The organism is Streptomyces aurantiacus, assembly GCF_027107535.1.
In the GTDB taxonomy this organism is placed as follows: Bacteria; Actinomycetota; Actinomycetes; order Streptomycetales; family Streptomycetaceae; genus Streptomyces.
Window position 1 is genome coordinate 2013345 of record NZ_CP114283.1, and the last position, 26567, is coordinate 2039911.

The 26567-nt window shown below is 71.9% G+C and carries 25 protein-coding genes and 1 riboswitch; of the genes, 11 read left to right on the forward strand and 14 right to left on the reverse strand.

Annotated elements, in window-relative coordinates:
• Positions 1–116 precede the first annotated feature (116 nt).
• A complete protein-coding gene (locus tag O1Q96_RS10565) occupies positions 117–359 on the forward strand; it encodes a (2Fe-2S)-binding protein (RefSeq protein WP_269247915.1) in 243 nt (80 codons plus the stop codon).
• A 27-nt stretch (positions 360–386) separates the two neighbouring features.
• On the opposite strand, the gene bfr is transcribed toward O1Q96_RS10565, so the two are convergent.
• Positions 387–866, reverse strand: a complete 480-nt coding sequence (gene bfr / locus O1Q96_RS10570; protein WP_217455401.1) for a bacterioferritin — start codon at positions 864–866, stop codon at positions 387–389.
• A 185-nt stretch (positions 867–1051) separates the two neighbouring features.
• Between bfr and O1Q96_RS10575 the strand changes: the two genes are divergently transcribed.
• Positions 1052–1684, forward strand: a complete 633-nt coding sequence (locus O1Q96_RS10575) for a sulfite oxidase-like oxidoreductase (RefSeq protein WP_269247916.1) — start codon at positions 1052–1054, stop codon at positions 1682–1684.
• 213 nt (positions 1685–1897) lie between these two features.
• On the opposite strand, the gene O1Q96_RS10580 is transcribed toward O1Q96_RS10575, so the two are convergent.
• The 5 genes from O1Q96_RS10580 to thiO form a co-directional block, all read right to left on the reverse strand.
• The gene (locus O1Q96_RS10580; RefSeq protein ID WP_269247917.1) at positions 1898–2767 is read right to left on the reverse strand and encodes a deoxyribonuclease IV; all 870 of its coding nucleotides are present in this window, start codon (positions 2765–2767) and stop codon (positions 1898–1900) included.
• A gap of 72 nt (positions 2768–2839) precedes the next feature.
• Positions 2840–4768: a Stk1 family PASTA domain-containing Ser/Thr kinase gene (gene pknB / locus O1Q96_RS10585; RefSeq protein WP_269247918.1), complete on the reverse strand. Its 1929-nt coding sequence runs from the start codon at positions 4766–4768 to the stop codon at positions 2840–2842.
• A gap of 142 nt (positions 4769–4910) precedes the next feature.
• Entirely contained in the window at positions 4911–5705 is a 795-nt protein-coding gene (locus O1Q96_RS10590) for a thiazole synthase (RefSeq protein WP_269247919.1), read from the reverse strand.
• 3 nt (positions 5706–5708) lie between these two features.
• Positions 5709–5909 carry a sulfur carrier protein ThiS gene (gene thiS, locus O1Q96_RS10595; protein ID WP_217455427.1) on the reverse strand — a complete coding sequence of 67 codons (201 nt, stop codon included), beginning with the start codon at positions 5907–5909 and terminating at the stop codon, positions 5709–5711.
• 2 nt (positions 5910–5911) lie between these two features.
• Positions 5912–7138 carry a glycine oxidase ThiO gene (thiO, locus tag O1Q96_RS10600; RefSeq protein ID WP_269247920.1) on the reverse strand — a complete coding sequence of 409 codons (1227 nt, stop codon included), beginning with the start codon at positions 7136–7138 and terminating at the stop codon, positions 5912–5914.
• A riboswitch (TPP riboswitch) is annotated at positions 7135–7248 on the reverse strand. (Overlaps the previous gene by 4 nt.)
• A gap of 52 nt (positions 7249–7300) precedes the next feature.
• Between thiO and O1Q96_RS10605 the strand changes: the two genes are divergently transcribed.
• The 6 genes from O1Q96_RS10605 to O1Q96_RS10630 all read left to right on the forward strand — a co-directional run bounded on the left by O1Q96_RS10605 (position 7301) and on the right by O1Q96_RS10630 (position 12369).
• Positions 7301–7678 carry an avidin-fold protein gene (locus O1Q96_RS10605; RefSeq protein WP_269247921.1) on the forward strand — a complete coding sequence of 126 codons (378 nt, stop codon included), beginning with the start codon at positions 7301–7303 and terminating at the stop codon, positions 7676–7678.
• A gap of 98 nt (positions 7679–7776) precedes the next feature.
• The gene (locus O1Q96_RS10610) at positions 7777–8940 is read left to right on the forward strand and encodes an NAD(P)/FAD-dependent oxidoreductase (protein WP_269253561.1); all 1164 of its coding nucleotides are present in this window, start codon (positions 7777–7779) and stop codon (positions 8938–8940) included.
• 201 nt (positions 8941–9141) lie between these two features.
• A complete protein-coding gene (locus O1Q96_RS10615) occupies positions 9142–9513 on the forward strand; it encodes an Rv2175c family DNA-binding protein (protein WP_269247922.1) in 372 nt (123 codons plus the stop codon).
• A gap of 76 nt (positions 9514–9589) precedes the next feature.
• Positions 9590–10240: a thiamine phosphate synthase gene (gene thiE / locus O1Q96_RS10620; protein ID WP_269247923.1), complete on the forward strand. Its 651-nt coding sequence runs from the start codon at positions 9590–9592 to the stop codon at positions 10238–10240.
• A gap of 158 nt (positions 10241–10398) precedes the next feature.
• On the forward strand, positions 10399–11322 hold the full coding sequence (metF, locus tag O1Q96_RS10625) for a methylenetetrahydrofolate reductase [NAD(P)H] (RefSeq protein WP_269247924.1): 924 nt from the start codon (positions 10399–10401) through the stop codon (positions 11320–11322).
• A 57-nt stretch (positions 11323–11379) separates the two neighbouring features.
• Positions 11380–12369 carry an SCO2102 family sporulation regulator gene (locus O1Q96_RS10630; RefSeq protein WP_269247925.1) on the forward strand — a complete coding sequence of 330 codons (990 nt, stop codon included), beginning with the start codon at positions 11380–11382 and terminating at the stop codon, positions 12367–12369.
• A gap of 66 nt (positions 12370–12435) precedes the next feature.
• On the opposite strand, the gene O1Q96_RS10635 is transcribed toward O1Q96_RS10630, so the two are convergent.
• The 5 genes from O1Q96_RS10635 to O1Q96_RS10655 all read right to left on the reverse strand — a co-directional run bounded on the left by O1Q96_RS10635 (position 12436) and on the right by O1Q96_RS10655 (position 18655).
• Complete coding sequence (locus O1Q96_RS10635) at positions 12436–13950, reverse strand: phytoene desaturase family protein (RefSeq protein ID WP_269247926.1); 1515 nt, start codon at positions 13948–13950, stop codon at positions 12436–12438.
• A gap of 97 nt (positions 13951–14047) precedes the next feature.
• Positions 14048–14659 (reverse strand): DUF4126 domain-containing protein, encoded by a 612-nt coding sequence (locus O1Q96_RS10640; RefSeq protein ID WP_269247927.1) that lies wholly within the window; start codon positions 14657–14659, stop codon positions 14048–14050.
• A gap of 369 nt (positions 14660–15028) precedes the next feature.
• On the reverse strand, positions 15029–15670 hold the full coding sequence (locus O1Q96_RS10645; RefSeq protein WP_269247928.1) for a TetR/AcrR family transcriptional regulator: 642 nt from the start codon (positions 15668–15670) through the stop codon (positions 15029–15031).
• 11 nt (positions 15671–15681) lie between these two features.
• Positions 15682–17766: a YhgE/Pip domain-containing protein gene (locus tag O1Q96_RS10650; protein ID WP_269247929.1), complete on the reverse strand. Its 2085-nt coding sequence runs from the start codon at positions 17764–17766 to the stop codon at positions 15682–15684.
• On the reverse strand, positions 17738–18655 hold the full coding sequence (locus tag O1Q96_RS10655) for an ATP-binding cassette domain-containing protein (protein WP_269247930.1): 918 nt from the start codon (positions 18653–18655) through the stop codon (positions 17738–17740). The genes O1Q96_RS10650 and O1Q96_RS10655 overlap by 29 nt, the downstream gene beginning before the upstream one ends.
• Before the next feature lie 178 nt (positions 18656–18833).
• On the opposite strand from O1Q96_RS10655, the gene O1Q96_RS10660 reads away from it, so the two are divergent.
• The 3 genes from O1Q96_RS10660 to O1Q96_RS10670 all read left to right on the forward strand — a co-directional run bounded on the left by O1Q96_RS10660 (position 18834) and on the right by O1Q96_RS10670 (position 21175).
• Entirely contained in the window at positions 18834–19409 is a 576-nt protein-coding gene (locus O1Q96_RS10660) for an SAV_6107 family HEPN domain-containing protein (protein WP_269247931.1), read from the forward strand.
• A 317-nt stretch (positions 19410–19726) separates the two neighbouring features.
• Positions 19727–20497 carry a class I SAM-dependent methyltransferase gene (locus tag O1Q96_RS10665; RefSeq protein ID WP_269247932.1) on the forward strand — a complete coding sequence of 257 codons (771 nt, stop codon included), beginning with the start codon at positions 19727–19729 and terminating at the stop codon, positions 20495–20497.
• 273 nt (positions 20498–20770) lie between these two features.
• Positions 20771–21175 carry a DUF3040 domain-containing protein gene (locus O1Q96_RS10670; RefSeq protein WP_189779038.1) on the forward strand — a complete coding sequence of 135 codons (405 nt, stop codon included), beginning with the start codon at positions 20771–20773 and terminating at the stop codon, positions 21173–21175.
• Between the two features lie 409 nt (positions 21176–21584).
• Here O1Q96_RS10670 and O1Q96_RS10675 read toward each other — a convergent pair whose 3' ends face one another.
• From O1Q96_RS10675 to O1Q96_RS10685, 3 genes are read right to left on the reverse strand one after another with little or no spacing between them, the layout of a single operon-like run.
• Positions 21585–23981, reverse strand: a complete 2397-nt coding sequence (locus O1Q96_RS10675; protein WP_269247933.1) for a transglutaminase TgpA family protein — start codon at positions 23979–23981, stop codon at positions 21585–21587.
• Positions 23978–25330, reverse strand: a complete 1353-nt coding sequence (locus O1Q96_RS10680) for a DUF58 domain-containing protein (RefSeq protein WP_269247934.1) — start codon at positions 25328–25330, stop codon at positions 23978–23980. The genes O1Q96_RS10675 and O1Q96_RS10680 overlap by 4 nt, the downstream gene beginning before the upstream one ends.
• The gene (locus O1Q96_RS10685; RefSeq protein ID WP_269247935.1) at positions 25330–26367 is read right to left on the reverse strand and encodes an AAA family ATPase; all 1038 of its coding nucleotides are present in this window, start codon (positions 26365–26367) and stop codon (positions 25330–25332) included. The genes O1Q96_RS10680 and O1Q96_RS10685 overlap by 1 nt, the downstream gene beginning before the upstream one ends.
• Between the last annotated feature and the right edge of the window lie 200 nt (positions 26368–26567).

A 26567-nucleotide genomic window follows, 5' to 3' on the forward strand; every position in this document is an offset into this window, starting at 1 on the left:
GGATCACATGCGATCCGCGCCCCAGCCCACTTTTATGCCTCAGACTCGACGGGTAAGGTTAGGTTAGCCTCACCGATCATCGGGGACGGCGTGACCCATCGAATCCCCGTCGGGAGGTGAACCGCGTGTTCGTCTGCAACTGCTTCGGAGTGACCGAGGCGCAGGTGAGGAAGCACGCGCAGGACGGCGCCTGCACCCCCCGGCAGATAGCGTCCGCCTGCAAGGCGGGCACCGACTGCGGATCCTGCGTACGGCGCATTCAGGCGCTGCTCGGCCGTGGCGCCTTCCCGGGCCGCGAGCAGGTGGACCAGGGCGTTCCCGCGCTCGCGGAAGTGGAAGCGCTGGGAGAGGCCGCCTAGCCTCCGAGGCCCCGGTTCTCCGGCCGCCTAGCTCTCGGGCTGCTCGATGAGCTGCGCGATGTAGAGCGCCTCGCCGAGCTTCTCCACCAGCTCCAGCTGGGTGTCCAGGTAGTCGATGTGGTGCTCCTCGTCCTCGAGGATCGACTCGAAGATGTTCGCCGACGTGATGTCGCCCTTCGCCCGCATCACCTCGATACCGCGCTTGAGCCGGTCGATGGCCTCGACCTCGACCTGCCGGTCCGCCTGGAACATCTCGGTGACCGTCTGCCCGACCCGGACGTGGAACAGCCGCTGGTAGTTCGGCAGGCCGTCGAGGAAGAGAATCCGGTCGGTGAGCACCTCCGCGTGCTTCATCTCGTCGATGGACTCGTGCCGCGTGTATTTCGCGAGCTTCGTCCAGCCGAAGTTCTCCTGCATCTTCGCGTGCAGGAAGTACTGGTTGATCGCGGTGAGCTCGGCGGTCAACTGCTCGTTGAGGAATTCGATGACCTCGGGGTCGCCCTGCATCGCAGAGGCTCCTTCCAACCGGGGGGAACTGGCAGGTTGTGCCGCATGATTGCACCGGCGGTCGAAGATCGTCCAGTAAGTGCATGCTTAGTAAGTAAGTACAGGCTTAGTCCAACTTGTCGGAGTTGCCCGAAGGGGTGTGGACCTGGTCATGTCCACCGCCCCTGGTCTGTCAGGATGGAGTCATGGGTCAGCCGGTGGATCGTGAATCTGGAGAAGCAGCGCAGTCGGAGCTTCCGCCGGGGCAGCGACTGCAGCGGGGCTGGCCGGTCACGCACTACGGACCCGTCCCCAAGTTCCGCCCCGAGCGCTGGGAGTTCAGGGTCTTCGGCGCCACCGCCGACAGCGAGAAGCACTGCTGGAACCACGAGGAGTTCACGGCCCTGCCGTACGCGACGGTCGTGGCCGATCTGCACTGCGTCACGAAGTTCAGCATGGTCGGGGCCGAGTGGGGCGGCATCCCGGCCCGGACGATCCTGGACATCGCCCCGCCCGCACCGGCCGTCACCCACGTCATGGTCTGGGCGGAGTACGGCTTCAGCTCGAATCTGCGCCTCGACGACTTCGCGTCCGAGCGCGCGATCTTCGCCACCCACAAGGACGGCGAGCTGCTCACCGCGGAGCACGGCTTTCCGCTGCGCCTGGTCGTGCCGCAGCTGTACGCCTGGAAGGGCCCCAAGTGGGTCCGCGGCGTGGAGTACATGACGGCCGACCGCCGCGGTTTCTGGGAGGAGCGCGGCTACCACAACGTCGGCGACCCCTGGCGCGAGCAGCGCTACTCGTACCAGGAGGAGCCCGGGGACGGCCCCGAGCTCTGACGCCTCCCGGGGCCGTCAGTGGTGGTCCCGATGCACCACCGCGTGGCCCTTGCCGCGGCCGACCTTCTCCTGGTCGGCCGGCGTCGTGACCACGAACGCGGCGGCGAGGGGCGATCGCCGGCATCCACCAGGAGAAGGTCGGCGTGATCGCCGGTACCAGCGTCGGCACGTGGCCCCGGCCGAGCGCGGTGGTCCCCGGCCCTCCCGGGTCTGTCAGCCGTCCCGGAGCTTCTTCAGCCGCTCCACGTCCGCCGCGTGCCCCTCCTTGCCGCCGGGCGTCTCGATGATCAGCGGTACGCCCTCGGTGGCGGGATGGGTCATCAGCGCGCGGAACGGGTCCTCGCCGATGTGACCGGCGCCGATGTTCTCGTGGCGGTCCTTGTGGGCGCCGGCCACGTCCTTGGAGTCGTTGGCGTGGATCAGCTTCAGACGGCCCTCGCCGACCGTGTCCACCAGCAGGTCGAGGGTCTGGTGCATTCCCGCGGGCCCGGTGAGGTCGTGGCCCGCGGCGAAGATGTGGCACGTGTCCAGGCAGACGCCCAGCTTCGGATGGGCGTCGAGCGCCTCGAAGTACGGCCCGAAGTCCCAGGTCCGGGAGCACAGCGAGGCACCCTGGCCGGCTGTCGACTCCAGCAGGAGGTACGGGTCGTCGTCATGGGTCAGCTCGTCGAGCAGCGGGAGCAGACGGTCGCGCACCTGCTGGAGCGCGACCGGGCGCTCCCGGCCTCCCGTCGCCGAGCCCGTGTGCACGACGACACCCAGCGCCCCGATCTCGCGGCCCCGGCGCAGCGAGTGCCGCAGCGACTCCACCGACTTCTCCACGGTCGCCTCGGTGTGCGAGCCGAAGTTGATCAGGTAGGGCGCGTGGACGTACGCGGGAACGGACCCGGCGGCACAGGCCGCGCGGAACTCCTCGTCCTGCAGTGGGTTTCCGGGCGGGGTCGCCCAGCCGCGCGGGTTGGCGACGAAGACCTGGACCGTCTCGGCGGCCAGGTCACGTGCGTACGAGAGGCCTACGGAGGCGAGGCCTCCGGCGACCGGGACATGACTGCCGACGGGGTTGCGGGACTGCTGGATGCTCACCCCACAAGGGTGTCACGCGGTCCCCGGTGCCCCGTCGGCGGAGGCCCTCGGGAGGCCCCCGCCGGGCCTTGCTCAGCGGATCTCGATGGTGATCCTCGACCCCTTGGGCGCCGTGTCGCCGCCGTCCGTCGACTGGCTCTTGACCGTGTCGCCGAAGAGGCCGAGCAGACCGCGGTCCTCCTCGACCTCGAAACCGGCCGCCTCCAGCTTCCGCTTCGCGTCGTCCACGCTGTCGCCCACGACGTCCGGGACCTCGATCATCGGCGGGCCCTTGGACACCGTCAGCTTCACCGTGTCGCCCTGTGTCACCTGGCGGTCGGGTCCCGGGGACTGCTCGGCCACCTGACCGGCCTCGTGGTCGGAGGTGATGCGCCCGGAGGCGACCTCGACGGTCAGGCCCGCGTCCTCCAGCTCCTGCCTGGCGTCCTCCAGGTCGTCGCCGACCACGTCTGGCACGTCCACCGGGCTGCCCTTGCTGACGACGATCGCGATCGCCGAACCGCCGCGGCGCTCGGTGCCCGCGCCCGGCTTCGTGCTGATCACGAAGCCCACGGGGACGTCGTCGTGGAAGGCCCTGGTGACCATGCCCGCCGCGAGCCCCTCCTTCTTCAGGCGCTCCTTGGCCTTGTCGAGCGCGTAGCCCTCCAGGTCCGGCACGCGCACGGTCTTCGGGCCCTTGGAGACCGTCAGCGTCACGGAGTCGTTGTCGCGGATGCGGGCGCCCGTCGCGGGATCGCTGCTGATGACCCTGCCGAGCTTGACCGTGTCGCTGTACGCGCCCTTGACGTGCTTCACATCGAGGCCCACGTCCTGGATCTGCCGGGTGGCCTGTGCCTGGGTCTTGTCGAGCACCGCCGGGACCTCGGTGAACTGGCCGGAGTTGATGTACCAGACCCCCGCGCCGACCGCGAGGGTCAGCAGGACCGCGGCGATGATCGCGAGCATGCCCCGCCGGGGTACCGGGCCACGGCCGCGGCGCGGGGGCGCGGGGGCCGGGGACGGCAGGAAGCTGGTGCGGTTGAGCTCCGCGTCGTCGTCGTTCACCGGGAGGGGCCGCGGCACCGACAGCGAGCGCGGGATCACGCTCGTACGGCTCTCGGGGTCGGGGCGGTCCGTGCCCGCGACGGCTCCCGGCGGCACGGCGTCCAGCTGGTCGGCGCTCAGCGCGTTCCGTGCGTCCAGGGTCTGCGCGAGCAGCGCCACCGCGTCGTACGGGCGCACGTCGGGGTTGCGGGCGGTGGCCGACGTGACCAGCTCGTCGAGCTCGTAGGCCAGGCCGGGCACGGTCGCCGACGGTGGGGGCACGTCCTCGTGGAGGTGCTTGTAGAGCACCGTGGCGGGTGAGTCGCCCAGGTGGGGGCGGTCGCCGGTCAGCATCTCGAAAAGGAGGATGCCGCACGCGTACACGTCGACCCGGGGATCGGCCGTGCCGTGTTCTATCTGCTCCGGTGCGAGATACGACACAGTGCCCAGCACGGCGCCCGTCGTCTGGGTGACGGTGTTCACGGCCCGTACGAGACCGAAGTCCGCGACCTTCACCCGGCCGTCGTCCCCTATCAGGACGTTCTCCGGCTTCATGTCGCGGTGCACGAACCCGGCGCGGTGCGCGGCGCCGAGCGCGGCCAGCACCGGCTCCAGGATGTCCAGCGCGGCCCGCGGCTGGAGCGCCCCGCGCTCGCGCAGTACGTCGCGCAGGGTGCATCCGGCCACGTACTCCATCGCCAGATAGACATACGCGCCGTCGGTGCCCTGGTCGAAGACCTGGACCACGTTCGGATGGGCGAGCCTCGCCACCGACTTGGCCTCGCGGATGAAGCGGTCGACGAACGTGACGTCGGCCGCCAGGTTCGGGTGCATCACCTTGAGCGCGAGCACCCGGTCCAGACGGGTGTCCACGGCCCGGTAGACCGTGGCCATCCCGCCGACCGCGATGCGCGCGTCGACGCGGTAGCGGCCGTCGAGCACGTGCCCGAGGAGCGGGTCCTGAAGGGTCGTATCCACGCAGGTGAGTGTACGAGCCGCCACTGACGGCGCCTCCCGCCCGGGCAAATCCGGGGCGGTACTGCAGCCGAGCTGTGACGGACGTCGCACGCCGAGCACGGCGGCACCACGCACGGATTCGGACGGGCGTTCAGGCCAAAGGTCAGAAAGCGGGGCGTTCCGGATCCAGTCGCGCGATTCCGTCCACCGGCGACGAGGCCTCCGCGAAGTGGCGGCGCGGAATGCGTCCCGCCCGGTACGCGAGCCGTCCGGCCTCCACCGCGTGCCGCATGCCCTCGGCCATGAGGACCGGCTCCTGGGCCCGGGTCACGGCCGAGGCGAGCATCACACCGGCGCAGCCCAGCTCCATGGCGAGCGCGGCGTCCGACGCCGTGCCCGCCCCCGCGTCCAGGATGACCGGCACGCGCGCGTGCTCCACGATCAGCTGGAAGTTGTGCGGGTTGCGGATCCCGAGCCCCGACCCGATGGGCGAGCCCAGCGGCATGACCGCGGCGCAGCCCACGTCCTCCAGCTTCCGCGCGAGCACCGGGTCGTCGTTCGTGTACGGCAGGACCGTGAAGCCGTCGTCGACGAGGGTCTCGGCCGCGTCGAGCAGCTCGATCGGATCGGGCAGCAGAGTGCGCTCGTCCGCGATGACCTCCAGCTTGACCAGGTCCGTGCCGAGCGCCTCGCGCGCCAGACGGGCTGTGAGGACCGCCTCCCCGGCGGTGAAACAGCCCGCCGTGTTGGGCAGCACGCGGATACCGAGCCGGTCGAGCACGGACAGGACCGAGCCGTGCGCCCCGGGACTCACGCGTCGCATCGCGACCGTCGTCAGTTCCGTGCCGGACGCGACGAGCGAACGCTCCAGGACGTCGAGGCTGGGGGCACCTCCGGTGCCCATGATCAGACGGGACGTGAAGCGCGTACCGCCGAGGTCGAAGGGGTCGTCGGCCATCGGTCAGCCTCCTTGGACGGCGGTGAGTACCTCGACGCGGTCTCCCTCGCGCAGGAGGGTCCCCGACCACTGCGTGCGCGGAACGACGGTCTCGTTGAGCGCGGCGGCGATGCCGGAGGGGGCCGCGCAGAGAGCGGCGACGAGGGCGTCGAGGGCGGTGTCCGCGGCGAGCTGCCGCCGCTCCCCGTTGACGAAGACGGTCATGGTCATACGGGCTGCTCCGTGAGTGCGGCGGCGCCGAACCGCCTGGGCGTGAACGGGCGTGCCTCGTCCGGCAGTTCACCCGTGGTCAGGGCGTGCGCCAGGACGTCCCCGGTGACGGGCGTGAGGAGCACGCCGTTGCGGTGGTGCCCGGTCGCCAGGAGCAGCCCGGGCAGCTCGGTCGGGCCGAGCAGGGGCGCGTTGTCGGGCGAGCCCGGGCGCAGCCCGGCCCGTGTCTCGGTGAGCGGCAGCTCGGTGATGCCGGGCACGAGTTCGTGGGCGTCCCGCAGCAGCTCGTACACGCCGCCCGCGGTCACCGTGGTGTCCCAGCCCAGCTCCTCGCTGGTCGCGCCGACGACCAGTTCGCCGCTCTCGCGCGGCACCAGATAGACGTGGCTGCCGCGGACCACGGCGCGCACGGTCCGGCTCAGGAAGGGCGCGGACCGCTTCGGCACGGTCAGCCGCAGCACCTGCCCCTTCACCGGACGCACCGGCGGCAGCACGTCCTCGGGCACGCCCGTCAGGCGCCCACTGAGGCTGCCCGCGGCGAGGACGACCTGCCCCGCCCCCAGCTCGGTGCCGTCCGTCGTGGCGACTCCGGCCGCCCGGCCCCGTACGACGACCAGCCGCTCGGCCCACGTCCGGTGGAAGGCCACCTGGGCCCTCTCGCAGGCCGTGACCAGGGCCCCCGCGAGCCGCCGAGGGTCGATCTGGTGGTCGCCGTCCACCCGCAGACCGCCGCGCACGCCCGGCGCGAGCATCGGCTCGAGGCGTCGGCACTCGCGGCCGCTCAGCCACTCCGACTCCAGGCCCGACCGCTGCTGCAGGGCGTGCAGTTCCCGCAGGTGGGCCCGGTCGTCGGCGTCGAGCGCGACGGCCAGCGTGCCGCACCGCCGGTAGCCGAGGTCCTCGCCGGTCGCCCCGGTCAGCTCGGCCACGAAGTCCGGATAGCGCCGTGCGGAGGCCAGGTTGAGGCCGAGCAGGGTCTGCTCGCCGTAGTGCAGTTCGGTGACGGCGGCCAGCATCCCGGCCGCGACCTGCGCGGCGCCGCCACCCGGATCGGGATCCACGAGCGCGGTGGTCAGCCCGCGCTGCGCGGCCCGCCAGGCCGTGACCAGACCGATGATCCCGCCCCCGACGACCAGGACGTCGGGCGTGCCCGACGACGGCCCCGGCGGGCGTGCTCCCCGCGGTGGTGACTTCGGTGAAGGTGCTTGCGGTGTACGCGACATGGGCGTCCAGCTCCTCCCTTCGCCGGCATGACCCGGATCAGGTTCGTACGGTCGGAGGCCGCCCAGCCTCCCTCTCAGCCCGGTGCGTCCGGGCTCCCGCGAGTGCTTTACGTTGGCCACCCTAGCCCTTCGTCCCGCACCTCAGTAAGGGAGCCTCACGGCATGGCCCGCTCGCTCGACGGACTCGTTCTCGCCCCGGTGGCCGACCAGGCGCCGGGCCAGGTGGGGACGCGCACGCGGTTCGTGTACCACGAGGAGGACGGCGGGATCTGGGCCGAGTACGCGGGCGGCGACGTCGTGCGCGGCCGCCTGGTGGGCACGCGCGAGGGCGACCGACTCGACTTCAGGTACGTGCAGTTGAAGGCGGACGGGACCACCTCCTCGGGGCACTGCGTGTCCCGGGTCACCGAGACCCCCGACGGCCGGGTGCGGCTGGAGGAGACCTGGGAGTGGGAGTCCCAGGAGGGCAGCGGGACAAGTGTGGTCGAAGAGGTCGCCGACAGCCGACCCTGTGCAACAGCTCACGGATCACGCCCCTGACCGACGATTTCACCAGTGTCTATGGTGATCGTGTGACTGAGCTGACGCAGGGACGGAGCCCGGCGGCGCGACGGAGCGTCGTGATCGTCGGTGCGGGCATGGCCGGGGTGCAGACGGCGGTGGCCCTGCGGGAACAGGGCTTCACCGGCAGCGTGCTCCTGATCGGCGCGGAACCCCACCAGCCGTACGACCGCCCGCCGCTGTCCAAGGCCGTTCTGCTCGGCAAGGCCGAGGGTTCCGCCTTCGACGTCGACTTCGAGGCCCTCGACGTGGAACTGCGCCTGGGACTCGAAGTGACCGGCGTGAGCCCGGACCGGCGCGAACTCCACACGGCGGACGGACCCGTCCCCTACGACGTGCTGGTCGCCGCCACGGGCGCGGAACCCATCCGGCTGCCGGGCGCCGAGGGCGTACCCGGAGTCCATCTGCTGCGCACGCTGGACGACGCCGAGCGGCTGCGCCCCGTCCTCGCCCGTCAGCACGACATCGTGGTGGTGGGCGCCGGCTGGATCGGCGCGGAGTTCGCCACGGCGGCGCGTGAGGCGGGGTGTTCGGTGACCGTCGTCGAGGCCGCCGACCGGCCCCTCGTCGGCGCGCTGCCGGCCGAGGTGGCCGCCCCCATGGCCACCTGGTACGCGGACAGCGGGGCGTCGCTGCGCACCCACGCGCGCGTGGAGCGCGTCGAGCCCGGCGCGGTGGTGCTGGACGACGGCTCGCGGCTGCCCGCGGGGGCCGTCGTCGTCGGTATCGGGGCGCGGCCCGCGACGGGCTGGCTGGCCGGCTCGGGGATCGAGCTCGGCGCCCACCGGGAGATCGTCGCGGACGACCACCTGCGCACCTCCGTTCCGGACGTGTACGCGGTCGGCGACTGCGCCTCGTTCCCGTCGGGCCGCTACGGCGAGCGCCTGCTGGTCCACCACTGGGACAACGCGCTCCAGGGCCCGCGCACGGTCGCGGCGAACATCGTCGGTGAGACGCCCGTCGTGTACGACCCGGTGCCGTACTTCTGGTCCGAGCAGTTCGGCCGCTTCGTCCAGTACGCGGGGCATCACGGGTCCGCGGACACCCTGGTCCGGCGGGGCGACCCGGCGGGACCGTCCTGGTCGGTGTGCTGGCTCCGGGAGAACCGCCTGGTCGCGGTCCTGGCGGTGGGCAGGCCCCGGGACCTGGCGCAGGGGCGGCGGCTGATCGAGTCGGGCACCCGAATGGACCCGGCTCTGCTGTCGGACCCGTCGCGCCCTCTGAAGACGACGACGGTCTGACGCGACGACGGTCCGACACGACGAGGGACCCACGTCGACGACGGCGTTCCGCCCGTCGGCTCGGGCCGCGGTCCTCGCCCGCCGGAGCGGCCGCCGCCGGGTCCGGCCCGGCGACGCCGGACGGCCGCGGGGGAGTGCACGGACGACGGCCGGGGGACTCGGCAGTGCACCCCCGGCCGGGGTCGTGGCACGCTTGTCCTCGTGACCGAGATTGACGCAAAGATCGATGCTCTCGTCCCCGCCTGGCTCACCCTCCCCGACATCGCCGAACAGCTCGGTGTCGAGGTGACGCGCGTCCGGCAGCTGGTCAAGGAAGGCCAGCTCATCGCCGTACGCCGTGGTGAGAACCGCGCGCTGCACGTCCCCGCCGACTTCATCGACGGGAACGAGCAGAAGGTCGTCAAGGGCCTGGCGGGCACCTTGACGCTCCTGAGGGACGACGGCTTCTCCGACGAAGAGATGCTCGAGTGGCTCTTCACGCCCGACGAGAGCCTGCCCGGCACCCCCGCGCAGGCTCTGAGCGAGAATCGCGGCACGGAGGTGAAGCGTCGCGCCCAGGCGCTCGCCGTCTGACCGCATCACGCCGTTCGGCGTACGGGCCGCGATCCCGCGGCCCGTACGCCACCGACTCGTCCCGGGGGACCCTGGCATGCCCGTATCCACCGCACGCGCACAGCTCGCCGACGCCCGGGTCTACCTCTGCACGGACGCCCGCAGGCGCCAGGGCGACCTCGCCGGCTTCCTGGACGCGGTCCTCGCGAACGGCGTGGACATCGTGCAGCTGCGCGACAAGGGCATGGAGGCGGCCGAGGAGCTCGAACACCTCGCCGTCCTCGCGGACGCCTGCCGCAGGCACGGCACACTGCTCGCGGTCAACGACCGGGCCGACGTGGCCCACGCCGCCGGGGCCGACGTCCTGCACCTCGGCCAAGGAGACCTCCCGGTGCCCGCGGCCCGGGCGATCCTCGGCGACGACGTCCTCATCGGCCGGTCCACGCACGCAGGGCCGGAGGCCGCGGCAGCCGCCGTCCAGGGCGGCGTGGACTACTTCTGCACGGGGCCCTGCTGGCCGACCCCCACCAAACCGGGGCGCCACGCACCGGGCCTCGACCTGGTCCGGGCCACGGCCGCGCTCGCCACGGACCGCCCCTGGTTCGCCATCGGCGGCATCGGCCTCGGCAACCTCGACGAGGTGCTCGAAGCGGGCGCCCGCCGTGTCGTCGTCGTACGGGCGATCACCGAGGCGGACGATCCCGGCGCTGCGGCGGCCGAGTTCGCGAAGCGGCTGCGGGCGGTGTGAGCCGGAGCCCTGAGGCTGCCGGAGGCCGGTGTGCGAAAGGGGCCGGGCCGGAGGTTCGCTGGAATCTCGGTGTCCGAGGGGTGGACAACAAGTCGACAAAGCGGGCAAATTCTCCGCATCCGGTTGGGGGACCGCCTCCCCCTGACTAACCTGCCGGTATGGCCCTCGGATCTGCTTCCACCAGGACTGACCGCGCACGCACCGTGCGCGACATGCTCGCGACCGGCAAGACGACGTATTCGTTCGAGTTCTGGGCACCGAAGACCGAAAAGGGCGAGCGGAACCTGTGGAACGCGCTGCGCAGGGTCGAGGCGGTCGCTCCCAGCTTCGTCTCCGTGACGTACGGCGCGGGCGGCACGACCCGCGCCGGCACGGTCAAGGCGACGGAGCAGATCGTCGCCGACACGACGCTCACCCCGGTAGCCCACCTCACGGCCGTCAACCACTCCATCGCGGAACTGCGCAACATCATCGGCCAGTACGCGGACGCCGGGATCCGGAACATGCTCGCCGTACGGGGCGATCCGCCCGGCGACCCCATGGCCGACTGGGTGGCGCACCCCCGGGGCCTCACCTACGCGGCCGAACTCGTCCGGCTCATCAAGGAGGCCGGTGACTTCTGCGTGGGCGTCGCGGCCTTCCCGGAGATGCATCCGCGGTCCGCGGACTGGGACACGGACGTCGCGCACTTCGTCGACAAGTGCAGGGCGGGCGCCGACTACGCGATCACACAGATGTTCTTCCAGCCGGAGGCGTACCTGCGCCTGCGTGACCGGGTCGACGCGGCGGGCTGTGTGACGCCGGTCATCCCCGAGGTCATGCCGGTGACCAGCGTGAAGATGCTGGAACGGCTGCCGCAGCTCAGCAACGCCTCCTTCCCGGACGCCCTGAAGGAGCGGATCCTCACAGCCAAGGACGATCCGGCGGCTGTACGCTCCATTGGCATCGAGTTCGCCACGGAGTTCTGCGCGAGGCTGCTGGCCGAGGGAGTCCCCGGACTGCATTTCATTACGCTGAACAACTCCACCGCGACGCTGGAAATCTACGAGAACCTGGGCCTGCATCACCCGCAGCAGGCCTAGACCGGTCGCATCGTCGTACGACACACTGCGTAGCGGCCACCTGGGAGAGGGGCGTACATGGGCTGGACGGTCCTCTATATCGCGTTCGGCATCGTCGCACTGTGGCTGCTCGGCGAGGTCCTGCTGCAGTACAAGGCGCGGTTGCGCTGGCGGCTGCTGGCCTTCGCCGGCTTCCTCGGCGTGGTCATCGGTGTCCTGATTCCGTCCGTGGTGGTCATCGGCCTGGGCGCGGCAGCCTTCGCCGTCGGACAGACGTACGTCACGTTGTCGTTCCGCAGCGGATTCGCGTCCGGCTGGGCCGTCGCCGGACGCCCGGGCGTCAACAAGCGCCGCCGCGGCGAACCCGACCGCAAGGACCCGTCACTGGAGGTCACCGACCTCCAGGCCACGGACAGCGGAACGTATCCTCAGCGGGACTTCGGCCAGGACCAGAGCTTCGGCCGGGACGACGCCTTCGGCCACGAGGACTCGGTCTTCGGCCGGCGTCCCGATCCCGCCGCCGACGCCACCGCCGTCTACGAACCGCAGCCGCTGCCCGACGACACCGGCCAGTACGGCGTGTACAGCGACGCCGCCTACGCCGCGGCCACCGACGCGGAGTACGCCGCCTCCGCCCAGGCGCAGGCCCAGGGGCAGGCCCAGGGGCAGGCCCAGGACCAGTTCGCGCAGAACTACGGGTACGACGGCTACTCCGGCTACGACCAGCAGCAGTACGGCTACGACGCCGGTCAGCAGCAGTACGCCGCCTACTCCGACCCGTACGTCGGTACACAGTCCTACGACGCCGGCTCGTACGGCCAGTCCTACGACACCTCGCAGCAGCAGTACGGGCAGCAGCAGGGCCAGGACCAGTACGCCGCGGGCGCCTACGGCGGCGAGACCCCGCCCGGCGGTCTCTGGGTGCCGCAGCAGCGCAGCACCGAGGACCCGTTCGGGGGCGAACTCCCGCCGGAGCAGTCCTATCCCTATGAGGGCAACGGACAGCAGGGCGGCAACGGCAACGGGCAGCAGAGCGGCGGGTACGACGAACAGCAGTACCGGTTCTGAACCAGGGCCCGGGCTCCCGTACCGAGCGCCCGGGCCCCTCTCACCGCGGCGTCCGCCCCTCGCGCGTCACTGCGAACCCCTGAAGTCCGGCCCCTCCACGATCAGTCCGGCGACCAGCGCCCCCGACATGCCCGCGTGCGGAAGTCCGCCGCCCGGGTGCGCCCAGCCGCCGACCGCGAACAGCCCGGGTACACGGGTGCTGTTCGGGGGCCGCAGCAGGGTGCCGCCCTCGCCGGCCAGCGCGGGAGCGGGCACGCCGCCGCCCTCGGCTCCGGTCTCCCGCTCCGTGTCCAGGGGCGTCCGCACCTCGCGCCACAGCATGCGCTCGCGCAGATCCGGCACCGCCCGCTCCGCGGCGGCGACCATCCGGTCGGCGAAGGCGTCGGCGGCACCGGCCGCGGCCCAGTCGTAGCGCGCGAGGGACGGCACGGTGGCCGTGAGGACCACGGACTCGTGGGCGTCGTCGGGACGCAGCAGCGGGTCGTCAGGACGGTCCACCCACACGGTGGGCCGCGGCGGCACCCCACCCGTCCCGAAGGTGTGGCCCAGCTCCCCGGCCCGGTCCGTGGTGTGCACGACCGTGCGGTGCACGGCGCCCGCCTCGCGCGGACCGCGCAGCGCGAGGCAGACCACGGCCCTGCCGCAGGACAGCGCCCCGGGACGCCGCTCGGGCGCCTCGCCCGCGTACAGATCGTCGCGACCCGTCAGGCGCTCCAGCAGCTCCGGCGGCCCGCCCACCACGAAATCCGCCTCGGCGACGGTCCCGTCGCGCAGCTCCACGCCGGTCGCCCGGCCGTCCTTCTCCGTGACGGAGACGACCTCGGCCCCGAAGGCGAACTCCACCCTGCGGGCCACACACCGCTCGTACACGGCCCGTGCCAACTCCCGCATGCCGCCCCGGACATACCAGGCGCCGAAGGCGTGCTCCATGTACGGCAGGACGGCCGCGCTCGCCGGGGCGGTGCCCGGGTCGAGGCCGTACGCCAGGGCGTGGCTCTCCAGAAGGGCGGTGAGGCGCGCATCGCCCAGCTCCCAGGCGCCGACCTCCGACAGCCGGCGGGCCGTACGCGTGCGCAGCAGCCGGCGCCGACGCAGCGCCGGGTAGGGCTCGCGCTCGCCCAGCACCTGCCAGTCGGGCCACAGCGGCTCCTCCAGGAGAGGCCGCCGCGTCCGGTCCCAGGCCTCGCGCGCCCGGACCAGGAAGTCGCCCCAGCGCTCGCCCGCCCCCGCTCCCAGGGCCTCGTCCAGGGCCGAGACGACCCCCGCGCGCGAGGCGTTGGGCAGGGTGACCGCCGTGCCGTCGGCGAAGACGTGCCGTGCCGCCGGGTCGACCTGGACGAGATCGACGCAGGCCTCCAGGGGCTCCTTGCCCGTCTTGACGAACAGGTCGCGGTAGACCGCCGGGACCGGGAGCAGCCCGGGTCCTGTGTCGAAGGCGAAGCCGTCGCGCTCGAAGCGGCCCACCGCTCCGCCGTACGTCTCCGTCCGCTCGTACACCGCCACCCGGTGGCCCGCGACGGCCAGCCGGGCGGCGGCCGCCATCGCGCCCATCCCGGCGCCGATCACCGCAATCCGTGCCATGCCAGGGACTTTATCGGCCGCCACCGACAACCGGTCCACAGCCCCGGACGACCGGAGGACCACCCGTGGAAGGTGCCGGGGCGGGCTGTCCGCCGGGTCAGCCGGGCGGGACCGTCCGCCGCGCGAGCCGTCTCTCCTCGCGGCGCCGGGCCCTGCGGCGCAGGAACCGTCTGATCCGGGAGAGCAGGAAGAAGAGCACCAGCAGACCGGACAGCAGCAGGACACCCGCGATGATCGCCGCGGCCTCCGGATGGAACATCGCGAAGGTGATGATCCCGGCGACGCCGAGATCCTCGGCGGTGCTCAGCACGACATTGCTGAACGGCTCCGGCGAGGTGTTGACCGCCATCCGCGTCCCGGCCTTGACGACGTGGCTGGCCAGGGCCGACGAGCCGCCGATCGCCCCCGCCGCCAGCTCGGACAGCGAACCGCTCTGGCCGGCGAGCAGCGCCGCCACGACGGCCCCCGACACCGGCCGGATCACCGTGTGCACGGAGTCCCACACCGAGTCCACGTACGGGACCTTGTCGGCGACGGCCTCGCAGACGAACAGGAAGCCCGCCGCGACGAGGACCTCGGGGCGCTGCAGCGATTCGGGCACCTCGTCACTCAGCCCGGTCGCGCCGAAGACGCCGAGGAGCAGCACCACCGCGTACGCGTTGACACCGCTGGCCCAGCCGCTGGTGAAGACCAGAGGGAGTACGGACACGGGGGCGATCGTAACCAGTCGGCAACGACGTGTCCTGGGCTTGAGTGCGCACGGCTGAGTATCCGTACCTAGAGGGTGAGTTGAGTACGCGCGCGGATGGGTGCCGACCTGCGCGAACGGGAGAGTGGAGGCACGGAAAGGGGCGCGGCTCCGGTACCGCCGACACGGGGCGGCGGAACGGCGCAGCGCCCTCGACCGCTCCTTCCGCCGAGAACTCGGCGGGAGCGAGGCACGGGGGGACCCGGGGGAGCTCGCACGGGGGACCGACGGGGGAAGCACGGGGAGCAAGGAAGGGGCGCCGGTCCGGCGTGGCCCGCGGGGGACGCGGCCACTTCGGACCGGCGCTTCGTTCGTGTGCGCCCGCTCGTGTCACCCGGGTGCGAGCCCGCTGCCGCCGACCCTTCCCTGGAGCAGCAGGGACAGCGCCGCGTGGACGTCGTCCAGGGAACGCTCCGGCTGGAAGGCCTGCCAGTCCAGAGCCGCCACCAGCACCATCCCGACCAGCGCCGACGCCGTCAGCGGGGTGTCGATCTCGTCGCTCAGCTCGCCGCCGGCGATTCCGTCGCGCAGGACGTCCTCGACGACGGCGACGGCCTCCTGACGGACCACCATCAGCGTGGACTGCCATGCCCTGTTGGTGCGCCACAGCTCCGCCACGTACAGCTGGGTGAAGGCCGGATAGCGGCCGATGAAGACGAGGCCCGCCCGGATCATCGCGTCCAGTGCGTCGACCCTGCTCCCGCCGTCCTGGTCGGTCTTCTCCACCGCCTCCCTCAGGGACGCGGTGAGGAGTCCCACACCGTGCCGGAGCAGCTCTTCGAAGAGGACGGACTTGCTCGCGAAGTTGTAGTAGACCGTGCCCTTCGCCACTCCGGCACGCTCGGCGATCTCGTCCACGGTGGTGGCCGAGAAGCCCTGCTCGGCGATGAGGGTCACCGCCGCCTCGTAGAGCTTCTGCCGGGTCGCCTGTCTCCGGCCGCCGCCGCTGTCCACCGTCCTGCTGCTTTCCATGGCCCTGATTGTCACAGGCTCAGCTCCGGGTGCAGTCGGTCGAGGGTCCACACCTGCCGCCGGCGCGCGGACACCGCGGTGAGCGCGAGGGCGCCCAGCGTGAAGGCGGCGAGCACGGCGCACGCCTGCCAGACGGGCCCCAGTCCGCCGCCCGTGATGAGCCTGCGCAGGGCGTCGACGACGTAACTCATCGGCATGAAGGGGTGGATCGCGTTGAAGAAGCCCGGACTGGTCTGCACGGGATACGTGCCCCCGGCCGACGTCAGCTGCAGCATCAGGAACGCCAGGACGAGGATCCGGCCGGCCGCTCCGAAGCGTGCGTTGAGCCACTGCACGAGCGCCGCGAAGCAGGCCGTCACCAGGAACAGGAAGCCCACCGTCCCGGCCGCCCGCACCGGTTCCAGGCCGACGGCCCAGTGCAGTACGGACATCAGCGCGACCGTCTGGAGCACTCCCAGGGCGGCCACCGGCAGCCAGCCCGCCAGCGCGATGCGCCAGGCCGAGGCGCCCGCGGCGAGCGCGCGCCGGTTGAGCGGCGGGATCAGCATGTATGCCACCATCGCCCCCACCCACAGGGACAGCGGAATGAAGTACGGGGCGAAACCGGTCCCGTAGTTGGGCGCCTTGTGCAGGTCCTTCGAAGCGAGCCGCACGGGGTCGGCCATGACCTCGGTGCGCTGTTCGCGGTCCTTCTTGTCGTAGTCCGGGATTTGGCCGGCACCGTCGTGCAGTCCGCCGGCGAGCTTCCCCGAACCGTCGACGAGCTTGTACATGCCCCCTTCGAGGTCGTCCGCGCCCGTCCCGAGCCTGCCCACCCCGCTGTCGAGGTCGTCCGCGCCCTTCTTGGCCGTGCCGAGCCCCGTGTGCAGCGTCTTCGCCCCCTTGGCGACCTTCCCGGCCCCCTTGTCGAGCGCGTTGATCCTGGAGACGGTCGTGGCGAGGTCCTCGGACAGGTGCGGCGAGCGGTCGGCCAGCGCCCGCGCCTGCTTCTCCAGGGTGGCCAGATGCTTGTCGAGCGACTCCAGGTCGGCGTCCTGCCCGGTCACCAGCGTGTTGACGTCGTCGGCGACCTTCGCCACGTCCGCGGCCGCGTCCTTGGCCTTCTTCAGGTCGGGGCAGGCGGCGTCGGGCAGGGGCAGGTTCTCGCAGCGCGCCTTGTGGACGCCGTTCAGGGTGTCGGACGCCGTGTGGGCGCTCTTGGCGGCGGTCGGGGCCGTCTTCACCAGCGTGTCGAGGTTGCGGCGGATGGCCGAGGCGGAGTCCGCGACGAGCCGAGCGGTGTCGCCGATCTCCTTCTCGTTGCCCTTCAGGAAGGGCCCCACCTTGTCCGCGACACCGTTGACCTTGTCCGCGAGGGCCCGCGTCCCCTCGGAGACCTGCCGCGACCCGTCCTCCAGGTCACCCGCGCCCGTGTCGAGCTTCTTCAGCCCGGCGGAGAGCTTGCCGCTGCCCTCCTCGGCGTCCTTGAGCCCGTCCGCGAGGTCCTTGGAGCCCTTCTTGGCCTTGCCAATGCCGCCCTTGAGGCTGTCGGCTCCCTTGGCGGCCTTCTCGGTCTTCCCGTGGATGTCGGAGAACGAGACGAAGATCCGGTCGAGGAACGACCGGGACGCCTTGGTCGAGGCGGCCGTGCGCACCTCGGCGAACACCGTCCGCGAGATCTGCCCGACGATGTAGTTGTTCGCGTCGTTCGTACGCACCTGGAGGGCGCCCGTCTCCGGCGAGTCGCCGGAGCTGGAAGCGATCCGCCCGCTGAAGTCGGACGGCATGGTCAGCGACAGGTAGTACCTGCCGTCCTCCACGCCCGAGCGGGCCTCGGCGGCGCTCACCTCGTGCCACTCGAACGTCTCGCTCTTCCGCAGCCCCTTGGTGATCTCGTCGCCCATCACGATCTTCTTGTGACCGGCGGTGGCTCCCTTGTCGTCGTTCACCAGCGCCACGGGGATGCGGTCGAGACGGCCGTACGGATCCCAGAACGACCACAGGTAGAGCGCGCCGTACAACAGGGGCAGCAGCAGGAGAGCGACCAGCGCCGCGCGCGGCAGCCTGCCCCTGCCGAATCGCCTGAGCTCAAGCGCGGCCAGCTTCGGCGAGCGCATCCACCGTCTCCTTGTCCTGGTCGTCCTGGTCGTCCTGGTCGTCCTGGTCGTCCTGACGGTCCGGAGCGTCCTGTGCGTGCGGCTCGTCCTGCCCGGCCGGTTCGTCCGGTGTCTGTGGCTCGTCCCGCCCGGGCTCCTGCTGTGTCCGGCCCGGCTGTCGCTCCGGGCGGGCCGGCCTGTCGGCGGGCCCGGTGGGCACCACGAGCGCGTCCTCGGGTGCCTCGCTGCACACGGCCACGACCGTCGTCCCGGCCTCGGTCAGTGAGCGCAACAGGGCCCAGACCTCGGCCCGTTCGGCCCCCGAGAGCTTCAGGTCGGTGTCGTCGACTCCGAGCAGCCGGGGTCGGCCGATCAGGGCCAGGGCCACGGAGAGGCGCAGCGCCTCCAGGCGTTCCAGGTCCCGTACGGCGGTCCTGGAACCCTTGGGCAGCGCCTCCCGGTCGAGCCCGGCGGCGGCCAGAGCGCTGTCGATCCGCAGCCGCGCCTGCGTCAACCGCTCCTGGCGAGGCCGCAGCAGTCCGCGTACAGAGCCGCCGAACCGCCGCTCGAGCAGTGCCCGTTCCCGAAGATGCTCGGCGACGGAAAGGGCGGGCTCCAGGTCGGTGACGCCGGGCACATGGGCCAGCGCGCTGAACCGGCGGACCGCCGCCATCTGCTTCGGCAACTCGCACTGCCCCACCCTCGCGAGTCCCTCGGTGGGCTTCATCCGCCCGGTGAGCGCGAGCAGCAGGCACGTGCGGCCCGAGCCGGACGGCCCCTCGATCGCGATCAGCGAGCCGGGCTCCGCGTCGATACCGATACCGCGGAACGCCCAGCCGCGGGGCCCCTTGAGCCCGAAGTCCTCGGCCGTGACGCCGAGTCCGTGCGGACCGTCCACAACTTCCCCCACCCTCCGGGTTCTTGAGCCGAACCGTTTTTGAACTGACTGGTCAGTGCAAAAACTATACCGAACCTGTGAACGAGGCAAAAGCGCAGGTCAGAACGGATTGTCAGTGGCATACCGCACGATGGGCACATACGGCATCCCGTATCGGGCGTGCCGTCACACTGACGACAGGAGGTTCGTCATGGCCAGCTACCACGCAGCCGCCGCCCGTCGGCGCCGCGCCACCGGCCCTGCCCCCTCACTGACCGGACCGGCGAGCGACGTGCACCCCGTGCTCCGCCGGGCAACTGCCCCGCCCGCCGCCCTCGATCTGCTCGCCCAGGCCCGCGCCGGACTCGACGAGGCGGCCCTGCTGGAAACGCCGAACGAGCGGTACGCCACGGCACACCTGGCCGCCCTGCGCACCGCCGCGGCCGTCCTCGCCGCCCGGGGCCGGCCCGAGACCACCGAAAAGCGCCGGGCCAAGATCCGGAGCGCCTGGGAAGTGCTCCCCGAGATAGCACCCGAACTTGACGAGTGGAGCGTGCTGTTCGCCTCCGGAGCGCGTCGCCGCGCCCGCGCGGAGGCCGGTATCCAGGGGGCGGCCAGCATCCGGGACGCCGACGACCTGCTGCGTGACGTGGCGATGTTCCTCCGCCTCGTCGAGCGCATGCTGGTGCTCCAGCCGGTCCTGCCCCAGCCGCGGCAGGAGGGCGACCAGGAGACGCGGACCATGCCGGGCGTACCGGAGGTGTCGGACGTGCCGGACGCGGGGTGACGGCGGCCGGGACCCGGTCCGAGCCGGTGGATGCCGAGGTGCCGAGGTGCCGAATGCCGAAGGGGCGGGCGCGGGAGAGCGAGCCGGTGCGGGCCCGCGGACCGGGCAGGGCGGCGAGCCGCGCGACTTCACCTTCCGCCGGGCGGTTCGGGCCGGTGAGGGGGCGTTCGTCCGGCGCGCGAGACGGGGGGCCGGGACCGGGGCGCGAGGCAATAGGGTTGGGGGCGCCTGCATCTCCCCGGCGCCGAACAGGGCGGGGAGGTATCCCCATCGCTCCGCCGTGCATGAGGCGGTGCCGCGCCGAGGAGTCAACTGCCGTGTCGGACCCGATGCGCCCCCGCGCTTCTCTCCGTACCGCCGTGGTCTGGGACGTTCTGAAGGACGCCCTCGACCGCCGGGTCAAGGCCACGGGCCGGGAGTCGCTCGACGTGCTCGACACAGGAGGCGGCAGCGGTAACTTCGCGGTGCCCGTGGCCCGCCTCGGCCACCGCGTCACCGTCGTGGATCCCAGCCCGAACGCGCTGTTCGCGCTGGAGCGGCGGGCCGCGGAGGCCGACGTCGCCGACCGCGTCCAAGGTGTCCAGGGCGACGCCCACGGCCTCTTCGACGTTGTCGAGCGCGGCGGCTACGACGCGGTGCTCTGCCACGGCGTGCTGGAGTACGTGGACGACCCCGCCGAGGGCATCCGCAACGTGGTCGGCGCACTGCGCCCCGAGGGCGTGCTCAGCCTGCTCGCCGCCGGCCTGGGCGGCGCGGTGCTCGCGCGAGCCCTCGCCGGACACTTCACGGAGGCCCGCCAGGCGCTGAGTGACCCGGACGGCCGCTGGGGCGAGGGTGATCCTGTTCCCCGGCGCTTCACGGCCGGTCAGCTCACCTCTCTGGTGGAGAGCGCGGGCCTGGGCGTCAGTGCCGTGCACGGCGTACGGGTCTTCGCGGACCTGGTCCCCGGGGTCCTCGTGGACACCGAGCCGGGGGCTCTGGACGCCCTGCTGAAACTGGAGGCCGCGGCCGCCGAACTCGCGGCTTTCCACTCCGTCGCGACGCAGCTCCATGTGCTCGGTGAGACGCGTGAGTCCTCCGAGGGGTGATCTGCCGCCTGCTCGCACCGCTGATCAGGGGCGCGACAGCAGATGGAGTACGCCACAGGCCCCCCGATCGGGCGCGCGGAGCCGTATGATCGAGGGAGGCCGTCCGGCATGACGGGCCGGTCGCTGGGGAATCTACGCCTCAGTGGATCGGAACGCCATGGCGGGTTCCGGTTGGCGAATTGGCGCAGAGGGGCGGGTTTCACGGGGACGATTCCCTGCCTATCCTGAAGGGACCCCCGGTCGCCCCGGCGACTGCACGATGAGGAGGACGCCGTGCCGCTCTCGGAGCACGAGCAGCGAATGCTCGAGCAGATGGAGCGAGCGCTGTACGCCGAAGATCCCAAGTTCGCGACAGCGCTTGAGGGAAGCGGGCTGCGCACGTACACCCGGCGACGGGTCTACCAGGCGGTCGCCGGCTTCCTCGTAGGTATCGCGCTCCTCATGGCCGGAATGGTCGCACAGCAGATCTGGGTCAGCGTGGTGGGTTTTCTCGTCATGCTGGGCTGCGCGGTGCTCGCCGTCACCGGTTGGCGCAAGGCTCCCAAGCCGGGTGAACAGCCCGCGGCGGGTGCGCCGGGCGCTCCGCAGGCCCGTCGTCAGGGCCGGCAGAGGCGCTCCATGATGGACCGCATCGAACAGCGCTGGCAGCGGCGCCGTGACGAGCAGGGCGGCCAGTAGCCCACCGGTCTCGGCCGACAGACGCACGCAGGTAGGGGTGACCACCACCAGGTGGCCGCCCCTTCAGCGTGCCCAGCCGCACCACTGCAGAGCCTGCTTCGGGGCCCGTCCGGACCCCCGCGATGCAGGCCCGGAGCCCCGCCGCAGACGGCGCAAAAACGCCTCGACGACCGAGGAACCCGTACAGCGAGGAGAAGGCGGAGCCCTCGCGCTCAGCGAGGAGCCTGCGAAGAGCCGACTGGGTAGCCAGCCGGGCTCAGCGAAGTGGGCCGAGGAGCCACACAGCGAAGAGCCGGCTGAACAGCCGTGCTCAGCGAAGAGACGGTCGAAGGGCAGCTGAGCGAGGAAAAGGGGGTGCCCACCCGACCTGGGCAGACACCCCCTCCCGGCTGCGGAAGCCGGACCGTCCTCAGCCGCTGCCCTGCCCCGAGGGCCGGCGCACGGCCGCCGTCCAGCGGGCCGCGACCCGGGACTTCAGCGCGGTCCAGCCCTCGGAGAGTGCCCACGCCACCCGTACGGCCGAGCGCGGTGCGAGCAGTGCGCGCAGACGCGTACCGCGGCTGACCGTGGCGCTGAGGCCCGCGGTCATCCGGCGCACGTCATCGGCCAGACCTGCGGTGGGCCGGGGACGTGGCGCGTACAGGACCTGCTCCACCGCGTCGGCGACCCGGTGGACGGAGGCCGCGGCCTCCGGCTCGAGGTGCCCGATACGGACGATCCGCGCCGCCGCCTTGCGCGGCGTCTGTGACTCGTCGGGCGCGATCCCGTAGTCCCACGCCGTGTCACTGACCTCCTGCCAGGCGGCCAGGGTGGCCGCCGCGGCGTCCGCCTCGGTCCTGCCGTGCGGGCCGAGCCGTACGGAGCGGGCCCGCATCCGCCACAGCATCGGCAGCAGCGGTACCGCGAGTACTCCCAGCCCGGCCAGCGTGAGCCCCATGATCAGGAGCCACGGCGAACCGTCGTCGGTCGCCCCGAAGGCCACCTGCGGAGACTCGCTGCCACAGGGCTGCTCCAGCTTCTTCTCCGCCGCCGTGCAGCTCTCACTGCTCGACGGTTCGGCGGAGGGCGCCGTGGACGAGGACCGTGACGGCACGTCCGGGTTCGGGAGGGTCGTGCCGGGCGTGTCCGTGCGGGTGTACTCCGGAACCGTGCCCCGGTTCGGCGTCGGCTCGAAGCGGGTCCAGCCCACGCCCTCGAAGTACAGCTCCGGCCAGGCGTGCGCGTCCCGCAGCCCCACCGACGTCGTGCCGTCCGACTTGGGCGAACCAGGAGTGAAGCCCACCGCGACGCGGGCCGGTATGCCCAGCGTGCGCGCCATGGAGGCCATCGCGAAGGAGAAGTGGACGCAGAAGCCCTCCTTCTCCCTCAGGAAGCGCGCTATGGCCTGGGACCCACTGCCGACCTGCACCTCGGTGTCGTACGTGAAGCCGCCCTCCAGGGCGAACCAGTCCTGCAGCTTCACCGCGCGCTCGTAGTCGTTGGCCGAGCCCTCCGTGATCTGCTGCGCGGTCTGCCCCACCACCGGCGGCAGGGACTCGGGCACCTTGGTGAACTCACGCTTCAGCACCGTTGGCGCTTCGGGCGCGTTGGCGAGCTGCTCCGCGGTCGGCTGCACGATCAGGCTCTTGACCGTGTACTCCAGGCCGCGCGTGGTTTGGCCGTGGTCGCCGACGAGGGTGCGGCCCACGGGCTCGTACCGCCACTTGCCGCCGATCCCCACCTGGCTGGCCGGGTAGGGCATCGGCAGCCAGTCCTGCGCGTACCAGTCCGCCGCCGAGATCCTCGTCTGGATCTCGGTGCGCTGGACGTCGTCACCGAGGCCGGGCGGCGTCGGGAACGATTCCGGCACGTCGTCGACATGACGCTTGGCCGGCTTCCACGCCGTGCCGTCGAACTCGTCGAGCGAGACGATCCGCAGATAGAGGTCCTGCGTCTCCTCGGAGTTGGTGCGGTAGGACATGACCTCGCGGTCCTCGTCCACGTTGAGGCTGTCGCGGAGCGAGACCAGCGGGTTCACCGCGGAGATCGTGCCGCCGCCTCCGGTCCCCGTGCCGACGCCGGTCCCCGCGGCGTCCAGCAGCCCGCCGTCGAGCGCGGGCAGGGCGAGCGGGACGACCAGGGCGATGCCGAGCGCGACGGCGCCGATGCGCCGCCCCGTACGGATCGGCGCGATCGCTCCATCCGAAGGGTCCGCGCCCGGCGTACGGGGTCCGCCGCCGAAGACCCTGCCCCACTGCGAGAGCCGGTCACGCCCCTCGGCCAGCAGCAGCACCAGATAGCCGGCGGCCGCCAGCAGGAACCAGACCCATCCGGCGGCGCCGTCCGCGAGGCCCGCGGCGACGGAGTACAGCGCGAGCAGCGGCAGTCCGGCGGGAGCCGCACTGCGGAACGTCACCGCGAGGGCGTCCACCGCGAGTCCGATCACCACGACCCCGCCGACCAGCATCAGCCGGATGCCGTCGGAGAGCGGCGCGGGAATCGAGTACCGGCCCACGTCGTCGGCGCCGGCCTGCAGCAGCTCACCGAAGTACCGGAACACGTCGGGGCCGGGGAGCAGCCCGGCGATGGCCTGCTCCCTGGCGAACGAGAGCGTCAGCAGCATCAGGGTCACCAGCGCCTGCACCGCGATCGTCAGCGGCCGCGCGAGCGGTACCCGCCGGGCCGCCGCACCCACCCCGGTCTGCACCGCGAGCAGGAACGTCGCCTGAAGGAACCAGGTCGCCGGATCGACCAGCGGCAGCAGCGCACAGGCCGCCATCAGCGTCGCCGCCGCGGCGCACAGCGCGAGTCGCGCGCGTCCGCTCATGAGCCACCGCCTCCTGCCGTACTGCCCGTCGAGGCGACACCGTTGCGCTGTCGGTCCGCCTCCCGCCACAGATCGCCCAGGCCGACGCCCGGCGGGACGGCCAGGGCGGTCCAGCCCGCCTCGCGCAGCATCCGAAGCCGCTCCTCGCTCTGTTCGTCGGCGGCGCCCCGCACCCACGATTCGCTGTCCAGCAGAAAGGCCACGGCCCCGCCGCTGCGCTGGCGCATCTTGGCGAGCACCGTCGCCTGCTCCTCGTCCAGGTCGCCGAGGAAGGCCACCAGCAGCCCCTCGTTGCCACTGCGCAGTACGTCGTACGCCCGGGACAGGCCCGTACCGTCGGAGTGGTCGATCACCGCGAGGGTGTCCATCATCAGTCCCGCCGCGTCCGCCGACTCCTGGCTCGCCCCGGCGAACCCGTCGGCGCCCTCGCCCGGTACCGAGGTGCCGGTGTCGGTCAACAGCCGTACCGAAAAGCCGCGTTCGAGCATGTGCACCAGCGTCGACGCCGTGCCCGACACGGCCCACTCGAAGGCCGAGTCAGGTCCCGCACCGGCGAAGGCGATGCCGCGGGTGTCGAGGAGCACCGTGCAGCGGGACCGCTGCGGCTGCTCCTCGCGGCGCACCATCAGCTCGCCGTAGCGGGCCGTCAGCCGCCAGTGGACCCGGCGCAGGTCGTCGCCGTAGCGGTACCCGCGCGGGATCACGTCGTCCTCGCCGGCCAGGGCCAGCGAGCGCTGCCGCCCGTCGCCGTACCCCTTCGCCTCACCGGTCAGCCGCACCGGCGGCAGCGGCTCCACGCGCGGGATCACCGTCAGGGTGTCGTACGTCGAGAAGGAACGGGTCAGCTCGCACATCCCGAAGGGGTCGCTGAGCCGCAGTTGCAACGGGCCCAGCGGATAGCGGCCGCGCAGATCCGACCGCACGCGGTACGACACCTCGCGCCGCCCGCCCGCCTCGACCCGGTCCAGTACGAACCGGGGCCGCGGCCCGAGCACGTACGGCACCCGGTCCTGGAGCATCAGCAGACCCGTGGGCAGCCGCGAGACGTTGTCCATCCGCAGGTGCACACGTGCCTCGGAGCCCGTCGGCACGCGCCCGGGGGAGAGGCGGCGACTGCCGGCGACCCGGTAGCGCGTGCGGTAGAGCACGGCCGCGCAGACCAGTGGCAGGACGGCGAGCAGCAGCCCGACCCGGAGCAGATCGCTCTGCCCCAGGACGTACGCGCAGATGGCGGCCGCGATGCCGGCGGCCAGGAACGACCGCCCGCGTGTGGTGAGGCCGGCGAGTGCCGTGCGCAGCCCGCCCTTGTCCTCCTCGGCCGTCGCTGCGGGCATCCCCCCGGTGGTCATCACAGCCTCCGGGGCGGCTGCTGGCCGAACGCGGACGTGCCGCGGCCCATCGCCAGGCCACCCGGCGACTGGGGCGCCGCGGGCACCGGCGTGCGCTGGATGATCTCCAGGACGACCTGCTCGGCCGTACGACGGTTCAGCTGCGCCTGGGCGGTCGGCAGCAGCCGGTGGGCCAGGACCGCGACGGCGAGGGCCTGGACGTCGTCCGGCAGCGCGTAGTCCCGGCCACTGAGAGCGGCGGACGCCTTCGCAGCGCGCAGCAGGTGCAGCGTGGCGCGCGGCGAGGCGCCGAGTCTCAGGTCCGGGTGGCTGCGCGTGGCCCCGACCAGATCCACTGCGTACCGGCGGACCGGGTCGGCGACGTGGACCGTGCGGACCGCGTCGATGAGCTTCAGGATCTCGTGCGCGTGCGCCACCGGCTGAAGGTCGTCCAGAGGGGAGGCACCACCATGGATGTCGAGCATCTGCAGCTCGGCCTCCGCGCTGGGGTAGCCGATGGAGACCCGGGCCATGAAACGGTCGCGCTGCGCCTCCGGCAGAGGGTAGGTGCCCTCCATCTCGACCGGGTTCTGCGTGGCCACGACCATGAAGGGGCTGGGCAGCTCGTAGGTCTGCCCGTCGATGGTGACCTGGCGCTCCTCCATGGACTCCAGGAGTGCCGACTGTGTCTTGGGCGACGCGCGGTTGATCTCGTCGCCGATCACGATCTGCGCGAAGATCGCTCCCGGTTTGAACTCGAAGTCCCTGCGCTGCTGGTCCCAGATGGACACGCCTGTGATGTCCGAGGGCAGCAGGTCGGGCGTGAACTGAATACGTCGCACTGAGCAGTCGATGGACCGCGCCAGTGCCTTGGCCAGCATGGTCTTGCCGACGCCGGGGACATCCTCGATCAGAAGATGTCCCTCGGCGAGCAGTACGGTCAGCGAAAGCCGTACGACCTCAGGCTTGCCCTCGATCACTTCCTCCACCGAACTGCGGACTCTCTCCACAGTGGCGGTCAGATCTGTAAGGCTCGCTCGATCGTCATAGGTCGTCACCCGGCCCTCCTCGGCCCGTTCTTTCTCCGGGCCGACGCTCTGCGATGCGGACCGGCCCACCCCGAACACGGACACCACGCGTGAAAAGTTCCGCGTGACGCCACACACGCATTCTTGTTGCCGTTACCGGTTCGTGTCACTCGCCTGTGGATAACTGGCCGCGATATGTAAGGTCTTGCGGTGTTTGACCGGGTCGAACT